At 43.5% G+C, this 12,985-nt stretch carries 11 protein-coding genes; 2 read left to right on the top strand and 9 right to left on the bottom strand.

The features are described 5' to 3' along the window. Positions 1–16: 16 nt before the first annotated feature. Together ABNE31_RS13060 and ABNE31_RS13055 are read left to right on the top strand one after the other, a co-directional pair. Complete coding sequence (locus tag ABNE31_RS13060; RefSeq protein ID WP_349351450.1) at positions 17–3,289, top strand: efflux RND transporter permease subunit; 3,273 nt, start codon at positions 17–19, stop codon at positions 3,287–3,289. Next, on the top strand, positions 3,279–4,706 hold the full coding sequence (locus ABNE31_RS13055) for an efflux transporter outer membrane subunit (protein WP_349351449.1): 1,428 nt from the start codon (positions 3,279–3,281) through the stop codon (positions 4,704–4,706). The genes ABNE31_RS13060 and ABNE31_RS13055 overlap by 11 nt, the downstream gene beginning before the upstream one ends. Before the next feature lie 192 nt (positions 4,707–4,898). Here the strand turns inward: ABNE31_RS13055 and ABNE31_RS13050 are convergent, their stop codons facing one another. From ABNE31_RS13050 to gndA, 9 genes are all read right to left on the bottom strand, one after another. Further along, entirely contained in the window at positions 4,899–6,071 is a 1,173-nt protein-coding gene (locus tag ABNE31_RS13050; RefSeq protein WP_349351448.1) for an amidohydrolase family protein, read from the bottom strand. Between the two features lie 40 nt (positions 6,072–6,111). Then, positions 6,112–7,032, bottom strand: coding sequence for an amidohydrolase family protein (locus ABNE31_RS13045; protein ID WP_349351447.1), 921 nt, complete (start codon positions 7,030–7,032; stop codon positions 6,112–6,114). A gap of 11 nt (positions 7,033–7,043) precedes the next feature. After that, positions 7,044–7,877 carry a helix-turn-helix domain-containing protein gene (locus ABNE31_RS13040; RefSeq protein ID WP_349351446.1) on the bottom strand — a complete coding sequence of 278 codons (834 nt, stop codon included), beginning with the start codon at positions 7,875–7,877 and terminating at the stop codon, positions 7,044–7,046. Positions 7,878–7,890: 13 nt separating this feature from the next. Continuing rightward, on the bottom strand, positions 7,891–8,421 hold the full coding sequence (locus ABNE31_RS13035) for a hypothetical protein (protein ID WP_349351445.1): 531 nt from the start codon (positions 8,419–8,421) through the stop codon (positions 7,891–7,893). A 29-nt stretch (positions 8,422–8,450) separates the two neighbouring features. Continuing rightward, the gene (locus tag ABNE31_RS13030; RefSeq protein WP_349351444.1) at positions 8,451–9,485 is read right to left on the bottom strand and encodes an amidohydrolase family protein; all 1,035 of its coding nucleotides are present in this window, start codon (positions 9,483–9,485) and stop codon (positions 8,451–8,453) included. 30 nt (positions 9,486–9,515) lie between these two features. Next, complete coding sequence (locus tag ABNE31_RS13025) at positions 9,516–10,004, bottom strand: DUF4440 domain-containing protein (RefSeq protein WP_349351443.1); 489 nt, start codon at positions 10,002–10,004, stop codon at positions 9,516–9,518. A 117-nt stretch (positions 10,005–10,121) separates the two neighbouring features. After that, positions 10,122–10,973, bottom strand: coding sequence for a ChaN family lipoprotein (locus ABNE31_RS13020; RefSeq protein WP_349351442.1), 852 nt, complete (start codon positions 10,971–10,973; stop codon positions 10,122–10,124). Next, positions 10,970–11,467 carry a hypothetical protein gene (locus ABNE31_RS13015; protein WP_349351441.1) on the bottom strand — a complete coding sequence of 166 codons (498 nt, stop codon included), beginning with the start codon at positions 11,465–11,467 and terminating at the stop codon, positions 10,970–10,972. Before ABNE31_RS13015 ends, ABNE31_RS13020 begins: the two co-directional genes overlap by 4 nt. 20 nt (positions 11,468–11,487) lie before the next feature. Next, positions 11,488–12,897 (bottom strand): NADP-dependent phosphogluconate dehydrogenase, encoded by a 1,410-nt coding sequence (gene gndA, locus ABNE31_RS13010; RefSeq protein ID WP_349351440.1) that lies wholly within the window; start codon positions 12,895–12,897, stop codon positions 11,488–11,490. Positions 12,898–12,985 lie beyond the last annotated feature (88 nt).

Below are 12,985 nucleotides of genomic sequence, written 5' to 3'. Positions count from 1 at the left end.
CCCATAATCATAAGCAATGTTTAAAAAATTTATACACAGGCCGGTATTGGCCATTGTGATTTCGGTCATAATCGTGTTTACGGGACTGTTGGCCATAAAACAACTGCCTATTTCGCAGTTCCCACAAATCGCCCCCACCACGGTCAATATATTTATTGCCTATCCGGGTTCTAGCGCCGATGTTCTTGTAAAATCAACCCTTATTCCCCTAGAAACGTCCATTAACGGAGTACAGGGTATGCGGTACATCGCTTCCGATGCCACAAGTGCGGGTGAGGGAACGCTTAGGGTGATTTTTGAACCGGGCACCGACCCCAACCAAGCAGTAGTAAGAGTAAAAACACGGGTCGACCAAGTAATGCCGTTGCTGCCGGAGTTGGTGCAGCGTGAAGGGGTGATCATTACCCCGGTACAGCCCAGTATGTTGATGTATGTGAACCTGTACAGTGACGCCAAGAACAATGATGAAAAGTTCCTGTACAATTATGCATATACCAAAATTATTCCCGAAATACAGCGAATCAATGGTATCGCCAGTGCCCAAATTCTGGGTAGCCGCAAGTTTGCCATGCGCGTTTGGTTGAAACCCGATAGAATGAGGGCATATGACGTTTCCGCCGAAGAAATCCTCACGGCCATGGAAGAGCAGAGTATTTTGGCCCGTCCAGGTCGCTTGGGGCGTAGCTCGGGGAAACGTGCACAGTCACTTGAGTATGTATTGGTATATCAAGACCGATACAATGAGCCTGAACAGTACAAGGACATCATTATTAAAGCCAATGATGAGGGTGAGATGCTGAAACTTGGTGATGTTGCCGATGTAGAACTCGGAAGTGAGTTCTTTGATATTTATTCCAACTTGGATGGCGATCCATCCGCTTCCATAGTGCTAAAACAGACCTTTGGTAGTAATGGTAGTGATGTTATCGATGCCGTAAAGGAAAAGCTCGTGGAGCTTGAGGAGGAAATGCCCCCAGGAATCGATTATAAGATAAGCTATGATGTGTCCAATTTCTTGGATGCTTCTATAGAACAAGTGCTACATACCCTACGAGATGCATTTATCCTTGTTGCAGTGGTGGTATTCCTGTTCTTGGGCGATTGGCGTTCGACTTTGATTCCGATCATTGCGGTACCGGTATCACTCATTGGAGCTTTCTTTGTAATGCAGCTCTTCGGACTGTCCATTAACCTGATTACCCTATTTGCCCTGGTGTTGGCCATCGGTATTGTGGTGGATGATGCCATTGTGGTGGTAGAGGCCGTCCATATGAAGATGGAAAAGGAAAATTTGACAGCCTACAAAGCATCTTATGAGGTGTTGGGAGAAATTGGGGGAGCCATTATTGCCATTACCATGGTAATGGTGTCCGTATTCATTCCCATTTCCTTTATGACGGGCCCAGTTGGGGTATTCTATCGACAGTTTTCCATCACCATGGCCGGTTCCATAATAATTTCAGCATTGGTGGCACTTACCCTTACACCGGTATTATGTGCCATGATGTTGAAGAACAACCATGGAAAGCCGAGAAGAAAATCACCCATAAACCGATTTATTGATTGGTTCAATCGCAAGTTTGAAAAACTCACAGGAAGATATATCGGTGTATTGAGCAAGATTGTGAATCGAAGGGTGGTCACATTTGGTGTGTTGATCGTTTTCTGTGCCGGAATATTCTTTACCAATCAGACACTTCCTGCAGGATTCATTCCCAATGAGGACCAAGGAATGATCTATGCGATCATCCAGACGCCTCCCGGTGCCACGTTGGAACGGACCAACGATGTGGCTAGAAAGCTCCAGGCCATTTGCGAGGAAACCGAAGGTGTGGAATCTGTTTCATCTTTGGCGGGATATGAAATCATGACCGAAGGGCGGGGCTCCAACGCTGGTACCTGTCTCATCAACTTAAAGCCATGGTCACAGCGGGAACATTCCGTTCATGAGATCATGGAAGAATTGGAGGAGGAAACCAAAGACCTAGGAGCGGTCATCGAATACTTTGAACCGCCAGCCGTACCCGGTTTTGGTTCATCAGGTGGTTTTGCCATGCGTTTGTTGGACAAGACTGATGGTACAGATTATCATGAGTTTGAAAGAATCAACAATGATTTTATGGATGCCTTGCGTGAACGCAAAGAACTCGCAGGTTTGTTTACGTTCTATGCTGCCAATTATCCGCAGTACGAGTTAAAAATCAATAATAAAGCGGCGATGCAAAAAGGAGTTTCCATAGGAAAGGCCATGGAAAACCTGAACATTCTTATTGGTAGTACCTACGAGCAAGGGTTTATCCGTTTTGGGCGTTTCTTTAAGGTGTATACCCAAGCTGCTCCTGAATATCGCAGTATGCCATCCGATTTGGAAAAACTCTTTGTCAAGAACGAAGAAGGGGAAATGGTGCCCTATTCTGCGTTTATGAGCATGGAAAAAAGATTGGGCCCCAACGAGATTACCCGATATAATCTATACAACTCGGCTGCCATTCGAGGTTTGCCAGCTTCAGGTTTTACAAGTGGCGACGCCATAAAAGCCATAGAGGAGGTTGCAGAACAAACCCTGCCAAGGGGCTACGACATTGCCTGGGAAGGGCTTAGCTACGATGAAGCGCAGCGCGGAAATGAATCACTCTATATCTTTATAGTGGTACTCATCTTCGTGTACTTGGTGCTCGCCGCGCAATATGAGAGCTTCTTGCTGCCCTTGGCGGTGATTTTATCACTTCCAGTTGGTATTTTCGGCTCTTTTTTCCTTTTGAAGGCCATGGGGCTCGCCAACGATGTGTATGCCCAGATCGGAATTATCATGCTGGTGGGGCTGCTGGGTAAAAATGCTGTTTTGATTGTAGAGTTTGCCGTTCAAAAACGTCGCGAAGGTTCCAGCATTCGGGATGCGGCCATAGAAGGAGCCAGACAACGTTTCCGACCTATTTTGATGACATCCTTTGCCTTTATCGCAGGCTTGATTCCATTGGTAATAGCCACAGGTGCCGGTGCCATTGGAAATAAGACCATTGGCGGTTCGGCGATGGGGGGCATGATTGTAGGAACCATTTTCGGGGTCCTATTGATTCCTGGTCTGTATTACGTATTTGCAAAAATGGCTGATGGAAAAAGTTTGATCAAGGATCAGCATGACGAACCGATGTCGGAGGAGTTTTTCCATCGAAATGACACGGTGTTCAAATTGAAGGCCCGCCTGCGCTTGATGAATCAACGTTTGAAAAAAATGACGACTGCAAAAAATGGAAACAAGAATAAAAAAGGCAATCAGGATGAATCATAGAAAAACACTTTTAATTGGAATGATAGGAATGATTGTCCTTTATTCCTGTGTGCCCACAAGAGAAATCAGGGATGAGGACGTAGCAGTTCCAAAAAACTATCAAAACCAATCAACCGATACCTTAAATACTGGTTTGGTGGAATGGAAGGAGTTTTTTAAAGACCCCAATCTCATTGCCTTGATCGATACTGCCTTGGTCAAAAACCAAGAGTTGAACATTATGTTGCAACGAGTGGATATGGCCCAAAATAGGATTCAAGCCAAAAAAGGGGAGTATTTACCCTTTGTGAACATCCAGGCGGGAGCTGAGGTCGACAAAGTAGGTGAGTACACCCGAAATGGCGCCGTTGAAAAAAACCTAGAGGTAAAGGAAGGCGAAGAGTTCCCCGAACCCCTGACCAATTATGGGGTCGGGGCGTTCGCTACATGGGAGCTCGATGTATGGAAGAAGTTGCGCAATGAGAAGAAGGCCGCCGTATACGAATACCTTTCCAGCGTAGAGGGCAAAAACTTTATGGTGACCAACTTGGTCGCGGAAATTGCCGATTCATATTATGAATTAATGGCATTGGACAACCAAATGGTCATGATAGACCAAAACCTGGAGATACAGCAGAATGCCCTTCGTATGGTGAAATTGCAAAAGCAAGCCGCCCGTGCTACGGAGTTGGCAGTGAAGCGCTTCCAAGCTGAGGTAATGAAAAACCAAAGCCATAAGTATGAAATCCAACAGCAGATCGTGGAAGTGGAGAACCGATTGAACTTTTTGATCGGACGTACCCCTCAACATATCAATAGGGCCTCCGATAGTTTTATTGATGCACCTATCGATACCATGTATGCCGGAATACCATCGCAATTGTTGCAAAATCGTCCCGATATCCGTAAAGCCGAATATGAACTGGCAGCCGCCAAATTGGACACCAAGGCGGCAAAGGCCAATTTTTATCCGCAGTTTACGATAAAGGCAGGTCTAGGGCTGGAAGCCTTTGATACGAAATACCTGACCACTACTCCGGAATCCGTTCTATATTCGGCCATTGGTGATATGGTAGCGCCTTTGATCAACAGAAATGCAATAAAGGCTCAGTACAAAAGTGCGACCGACCGACAGTTGCAAGCTGTTTTTGAATATGAAAAGGCCATTTTGAATGCCTATATCGAGGTGGCCAACCAGTTGTCCAATATCGATAACTTAAAAAAGAGCTATGAATTAAAGGATGGTCAAGTACAGGCCCTAACGGAATCCATAGACCTCTCTACACGATTGTTCCAATCCGCAAGGGTGGAATACATTGAAGTGCTTTTGGCACAGCGTGAGGCTTTGGAATCCCGAATGGAATTGGTTGAGACCAAAAGAGACCAGTTGTTGGCCCAGGTAAATATGTACCGCGCCTTGGGCGGCGGCTGGAATTAGAAGTCCCAAATCGATAGTTTTACCTACTGTTTTGGCTATTGATTTACCCAAATGAAGCCCGGTTTACATTTGTAAATCGGGCTTCTGATTTTTATCGAAGTTAGATTGATAGGTGCTAGGTTCCCTGGGATAAAACCATGCTTTCACATTGCCTTTTACGAGGCAAATACAGTTTTTATGTCGTAGTAAGTCTTATTCCCTTTTGCCATTTTTCCACACTTCGCCAATGTTTTGAAGATTTGCGATGTCTTCCAAAGGGCTGTCGTTCAATACAACAAAAGTGGCTTTACTACCCACGAATAATTCGCCTATGGGCAAATTGAACGCTTTCGCGGCGTTTCCGGTTGCGGTTTTAAGTATTTCGGTGTTTGATAGCCCCGCCATTTGGTACAGGTCTAACTCCAAAAAGTAATCTTTGCCAAAATCCATCTGACCCTCTTGCGCATCGGTACCAGCTACTAGTAAAATGTTGTTTTCGTGATATTTTTTTATAATGGCTGCCCTTTCCGTTGCGTTCAGGAGGTTGGCGTTGACCCACTCGATCATAAATGGGGGAAGACCATCCATGGATTTTAGGGATATTCCGCCAGTGGGGACAATAAAGGCACCGCTTTGTTGTATAGTTTGATAGTAGGAGTCATCAATCGGCAATTCATCCTTATAGTCCACCATATGTACAAAACCATCGGGTTTAAACGCAGCAATCTCCAGCATTCCTTCTACCGTAGTGGCATGGACAACCACTTTATATCCCTTTTCGTGTGCATAGTCAATGATTTCCTTGATTTGTGGGTAATCCAATGTTGGTTGCGCGGGATTGCCCATAAAACTGCGGTTTTCATGAATCACCTTGATATAATCGACCCCATTTTGAATACGGTTGTCGACCCATATTTTAATGGACACGGAATCGTTTATGGTTTCCATACCGGGACTGAACTGTGTAGGATGGCCATTGGGAACCGTGGCGGCATGCCCAGCGCCATACAAGGAAGAAAAACCGACGGAATCACGGGTCATTTCTTTCCAGTCGCTCTCCCTGTCTTCGAGTCCCGTATGCATATTGAGCAGAGTCAGTATGCCATGTTCATACCCTTGCTGTAAATGCTCCAATTCGGAGGCGTGAACATGGGCGTTGACCAAACCTGGAACAATAAATTTACCGGCTCCATTTATAATGGAGTCACCCGATATTTTTTCGGAGGTAATCGCAGCAATGGTGTCTTTGTTGATGCCAATATGTACCCTTCCCATATCCTTGTAACCATCGAATAAATGGACATTTTCAAAAACCATATCATACGTTACGGGTTGGGAACAGCTGCCCATAATGGCAAACAGCAATAGTAATAGGAGTTTTTTCATTTTTGGTATTTTTTGTAATTGTTGAAGGAGGGTTTAATAGTTACTTTTGTTTGTGTTTATAGGTCATAGATGCTGATAGTCCTAGAAAATTTGCAGCATTATCATAGAATATATCCTCTTTCTGTTCCAAGGTCAAAAAATCAGCGGAGTTGATGGCCTCCACGGCAATATCTATAGTCTCGGGCCAAACCATTTGGTCAGTTCCGAACATAATCCTTTTCCCGAAACCTGCATCTACCAATCCTTTAATAAAGTTATGGAACTCTGCCTGGGGCAGCACCCAGTCAATCGCGGCCACATCCAAATACAATTGCGGATGCATATAAAGCATGGCCTTCATATCTTCCAAATATGGCCACCCACCATGCATAACGTACACTTTAAGATTGGGGTGACTCACCAAAACTTTCTCTAGTTGTTTGGGGTTGGCATTCTTTACCCGGATTAGATCCATTCCCAAATGATAAAGTCCGCCAGGAGGTCCGCCGGGCATTACATGAAATCCTACTGGGATCCCCAATTCCTCAGCAAGGTCAAAAAAAGGTTTTTGTGAAGTGTCATCCGCAGTAATCCCACCATAAAATGGATTGAGTTCGCCAATGGCCGCCAATTCTCCTTTTAACGCCATCTCTTTTAATTGGTCCAATGGCATATTTCGTCCGCTTACCAATATGCGTTCAGGATTTTCGGCTTTCCATAATTGACCATCGGAGGTGAGCGCCAACACAATGTTGTGTTCGTCCATTTTTTTAAAGGTCTCCGTTTTCTGCTCTTCTGGCGTTTTTACTCCTTTGTACCTTTCGTTTTTGAGTGGATTGGGGTGGTCCATACCAAACATCATGCCTCCAAGTTCTTGATTGTAAGCATGCACGTGCATATCGATAATAGGTCCAGAGTAGCGTTGGGCATAAAGGGTTCCCAAAACAGATATGAATAACAATCCGGTAAATATTTTTTTCATGTTTCGATAATTTAGTGGTTGAGGTCAACCAAGGTATCCAACTTGGTAATCCGGTAATTGTAAAAATCCGAACGATTAGCTTTGTACCGTAAAAATTCAGAAGGAGAAAGACCACCAAACTCTCTAAAGTCTTTAATAAAGTGGGCTTGGTCAAAATAACCACAGGCATAGGAAATCTGTGTGAGTGAACTTTCGGAATTCATCGAAAGTAACCGAACCGCTTTATTGAAACGAATGATTTTGTGGTAGTAGGAAGGGCTCATGCCAATATGCTTTTTAAATAGTTTTTGCAATCCTCGGTTTGAAATACACAAGGATTCGCTCAAGGCATCAATGGAAATGGAGTGCCCCGAACTGAACAGATCTAAGGCATAGGGGAGTCTTGGGTCCACTTCTGGAATTCCTACTTTCTTGCTGATGAACATCTCCAAAACGGAAAACTTATCTGTAATGGATTTACTTTCCTTCAATCGCATTGAGATGCGATCAATCTCGCTCATCGAAAAAATCAAATCCAGATGGCTCAGCGTATCCAAAAGTTCATGGGCCGGGATTTTTTTTACATACGAAAGCCCATAACCACTAAATTGAACGGTCATAAACTTCATGCCTACGTATGGTTTAAAAAACACAGTTGAACTGCATGAAGTATAAATGGAGTTAACCGTCGAGGTTTGATTGACAAGTATGTCGTCATCCAAACTAAACATCATGTTTGTAGTAGCGTTGGGGAAGATGGCCGTCCATCCGTCCAAAATGTCCTCTTTGGTCAACTCCACATAGGTCATAAATTTCACCACTCGTGAAAGGGCTGGGTTTTTGGGTATATGGAGTTGTTGAATCACTGGATGGTTTATTTTACTCTACCATGGTCGAATCCGGAGCTTGGCTGGGCATGGGAAGCTCGGTAACGGGTGCGTCCCAGAGAACTTTCCATTCCCCTTCCATTTTTTCCCAGAGCACCAAATAGTTGCCTTTATCTTCCATCGCGGGAATGGGTGAGGTTTCATTGGGTGTAAATGTTAAGCTGTATTTGCCGTATTCTGTCGCCAAATGGCCACTGGCCTTCACTTCTTGGGTATTGAGCTCCAACTGCCATTTTCCAAACTGGATATTTTGTTTCCACGCTGCTTTGTAGTTCTCAATCCCTACAATTGCGGGTTGATTGGGCATAAATTGAATGCAATTATCTGCAAAGTGTACAGCAGCGGAGTCAATCATGCCCGAAGCATAGAATCCTTGGATTTTTTCATTTTTTGCTTCAATGATTTTTTGGATTTCAGCGGAATAGGCTTCCCCTGACATCGGTTCAGCTGTGGTTTGCTCACAACTAGCAGCAAACAGAACTATCAGCAATGTTGAAAGAATACAGACGAATTGATTTTTCATAATGATATAGTTAATGGGTTATTTGATATTCAATTTTTGGACAGCCTCAAAAAGCGGGCTGCGTTGTTGTAAAAGATATCTGCCTTCTGTTCATAGGTCAGAAAATCAGCATTATTTATAATGGCTATGGATTCTTCTATCAATTCTGGCCAAATAATCATATCGGAACCGAACATGATACGCTTTCCAAAGCCAGCATCTATCAATTTTTTAAGATGACTTTGATAAAAATATTCACGTGGATAGCACCATTGTATACCTCCCAAATCCACATATAACTGTGGGTAATGGTACATCATCGCAATAAGTTCGTCAATGAACGGCTCCCCATAATGGGCAATGGATATCCGCATCTTGGGATATTTTTTCAAAATTTCTTCCAAAAGCAAGGGATTGGAATGGCCCACTTGGTACTCGGGATTCAGAAACAAAGGGGTTCCGGGAAGCCCACTTCCCATATGAAGCAGAATCGGAACATCCATTTCCTCGGCCATGGCATAATATGGATACATTATAGGGTCGTTAGGAGCAATACCTCCATATTGATTGCTTATTTCCCCTAAAATGTCCATTCCCTCATTTTGTACTATGGACTTGAGACTGTCTACAGCGATACTGTCCCGATTAATGCGAAATTGAATCCCTCGCATGAATTGGTCGGGGAAATGGTCCATCAATTTTTTAGTTGCTTGGAGGCTACCACTGGTTACGGCTGTAATCTTATAGGTTTTAACCTGATGGTTGAGTCTATCCACATATTCCTTGTAGGTTACAGGAGACCAATAGGGATTTGTACAATCTGGATTAACCGCTTTCCCCCAAAAAATATCGCCAAAGTCATTCTGAGGGTCAAAATGTTGGACGATGGTGGAAAGGGGGGTGCACATCGCCATAGGTTCTGGCGACAGTTCATTGTCCTCCAGAGCATGGAGATGCATGTCGATTATAGGCCCTTCATAGGCCCTTTGTTCGCTCAATTCGTTCTTCTTGTTTGTACTGGGGGAACATCCTAAAAGGCAAATACAAACTGTAAGGAACACGTAATTCTTTACAGTGATTTTCATAATCAGAATGTGTATGTACAGGATTGAAAATTAGTCTATTACTAAAGATGATGCAAGTTCCCTGTGCAACTTCCATTCACCGTTCTTATTTTTTTTCATGATGACCAAAAAAGTATCCTCCATTTCGTGTACCGTTCCATTTTCATCGGTGTAGTATACGGAGCTTACACCAAAATCATAGGCCATGGTGTCGGACAATATCACGGTTTCCTTTGGATTCATTTTGATGCTATCATAACGAAATTTGTTTCCGTGCTGTTCCCTCAGTTTTCGATAGGCAATCCAATCTTCACTGCCAGGACCAATTGAAATCATATCCTCTGTGGTAAACTTGCCCAGATCGCCATAGCGTTTTTCCTTGACGGTTTGCTCGAAGGATTGTCGTACCTCTTCAATCTTGGCCAATTCGGCCGCAACATCAATTGTATCGGTGTGAACGGGCTCTTCAATCGCTTTATCCTGTTTTTCTCCACAGGACAGGAAGGTCACTGCTACAAGAATTAATACTAGTATTTTCATGGTCGGTTGATTTTTTCCCTATCCATATATTGGCAATACGAATGGATAGGGTGTATAATTTCCTAAAAATAAGGAAATTATCCCTTGTTGGAACATACCTCTGAAAAAGTAGTGCAATTAATAGGTTGTGGTCATGTTTTGATCCACACAGATAATGAAATCAGCCAAATTTTCATTTTCCTCTTCTAGTTTGTGGACGTTTTCCTGTGTTACGGTGGAAATGGTTCCGTAGTCCAAATCAGGTCGTTGCAATTGCAAATACCAAAGAATACCTTCATAATCGTTGGAATGGTAGGCCCCGTTGTAGTGCAAAAACAGGGAGCCTTCCTTATAATTTTGAAGGATAAAGTGGGCCATCGTGGCATCTTTAATGGCTTGTGCCATCACCAAGGTGGGACTGCCATGGTCGCCCATCATTTCTAGAATGTTTTTGTATCCGGGCAGTTCAGGGTCATAGGCAATGGGCAAAGGAGCAATCCATGCCTTTTCTTGGGCTGGGAGCGAATCCAAAGCTTCGAAACCACCTCTATACACCATGCTGGCGTAGCGTCTGGGCACATTGGAGGCCACAAACACCAAACTACTGTCCCTGGCAAAGTCCACCAATGGGGCATAATCTGTTTTATGGTTGTTCCAGAGCCGCGCAGTGGAGTCCAGTGCTTTATAATCGATTTTTCCCGATAGGTAATCGTTGAGTTCATCCTGATTATCGGCCTCGATCATTTCGGCACCCAAAATAAGTTGGCGTTTGGAATGCAGGTCTGCCGTAAGCTCATATTGCAACCAATGCGCAATGGGATTGTTGTGAAGCTCCCCGAAGAGCACCATATCCTTATCCTCAAGGGTTTTGAGCATTTTTTTATAGGAGACCTTTTTCCCTTTCGTGTTGTAAATAACATAGGGTGCTTTTTGAGCGGTTACGGTCAAAAAGGAAAGGGTGAAGGCTAAAAGGAAAAGCAGTTTTTTCATTGATTATCAATATATATTTCAGACTCGGAATTGTTGTTAACACCATCAACTACAAATTTTATTTCCTTTTTTGATTTCGGAATTTGAACAATCAAAAAAGGACTTAGTCTTTTATCATCATTGGTGTTATCTGAATTGATGAAATTGTATTCAATTAGTATTTTGTCTTGACCTTCTTTTATTCCCTTTAAATAGATTTTATCGAAACCGTTATTAGCAGTATTTGTTCTAAAAATCTCAACAAGCATTTGTTTTTTATACAAACTTTTATCATTTAAGTTGTATTTCTCACGAAAATCAGATGGGAGATAGTCTTTGTTAAAGAATTTATTGAAGCAAACAATTTGTAAATCTTCAATCGGAGAATCAATTCCTTCGGCAATAATTTTATACTCTACATCTTTATAACCTTTACTTTGGGAGAAACCAATATTCGCAAAAAAACAAATGGTGATGACAAAAGTTAAGTTTAATAAAACGGTTTTTAATCCCATAGATTAACGTTTTTTTGATTTTACCTATCCCATTCAGTATGAAAAATACCTTCACGATCTAAGCGCTCGTAGGTGTGAGAGCCAAAATAATCGCGTTGCGCCTGAATCAAGTTCAACGGCAAACGGCTGCTGGTGTAGGCATCAAAATAAGTGAGTGCGTTGGACAATCCCGGCAACGGAATGCCGTTGGCTGCTCCATAACTGACCAATTCCCGTGCGGCATTTACCGTACTTTGTACTTTTTCCACAAAAGAAGGGGAGAGCAGGAGGTTTTGTAAATCTTTATCGGCTTGATAGGCTTCGGTAATATCGGCCAATAAGGCTGCCCGGATAATACAGCCCGCGCGCCATATTTTGGCAATTTCACCCAGCTCCAGTTCATAACCGTATTCCTTGGAGGCATCCGCCAATTGGTGCATGCCTTGCGCATAGGTAATGATAAAGGCAAAGTACAGTGCCTGTTCCGCTTTTGCGGTAAAATCAGCCTTATCCACCCCTTTAAGGGTAGGACGGTCGTACAATTCGTCCGCTTTGATGCGTTCGTCTTTCAATGCGGATATTTCCCGCATGCTCACCGCAATATCGATAGTGGGTACTGGGATGCCCAAATCCATGGCATTTTGGGAGGTCCATTTTCCGGTTCCCTTTTGCTTGGCCTTGTCCAAGATCATATCCACGAGATCATTATCGGTCAGCTCGTCCTTTTGTGCAAAGATTTCCGATGTGATTTCCACCAAGAAGGATTGTAATCGTCCCTCGTTCCATTCAGCATAGGTCTTATGAAGTTCATCGTTGGTGAGTCCGCCCGCTTTTTTGAGCAGGTCGTATATTTCGGAGGTCAACTGCATCAATCCGTATTCGATGCCATTGTGCACCATTTTCACATAATTTCCTGCAGATTTTGGTCCCAAATAAGCTACACAGGGTTCCCCGTTGTATTTGGCGGAGACCGCCTCAAAAATTGGTTTTACGTGCTGATAGGCTTCTTTGGAACCACCAGGCATGATGCTTGGTCCTTTTCGGGCTCCTTCGGCACCTCCGGAAACCCCGGCCCCAAAAAAGTTAATCCCCTTTTCCTTTAAATAAGCTTCCCTACGGTCGGTATCGGTATAAAAGGAGTTTCCTCCATCGATAATAATATCTCCTTTGTCCAAGTGGGGCAACAACCCTTCAATAACACTATCCACAACTTTTCCTGCGGGCACCAACAGCATGATTTTCCTTGGGGTTGACAACCACTTTACAAAGGTCCCGACATCCGAAGTGGCATTTACCTTGGCAGGATCACCCCCTTCTTTGATCAATGCGCTCACTTTTTCCTCATCCAGATCGTTGCCAAATGCAGTGAAGCCATTATCGGCCACATTCAAAATAAAATTACGTCCCATTACCCCAAGGCCCACAAGGCCAAAATCATACGTGTCTGTCATTTTGGTATTTCTTCTTCTTTTGATGTTAAGACAACCCAAAGGTTGTGGTTTCTTCAATTAAGAACCTAAAATAAACCTTATATTCGTC

The organism is Flagellimonas sp. MMG031 (assembly GCF_040112705.1).
GTDB lineage: Bacteria > Bacteroidota > Bacteroidia > Flavobacteriales > Flavobacteriaceae > Flagellimonas.
This window is presented reverse-complemented; position numbering and strand designations above follow the sequence as displayed.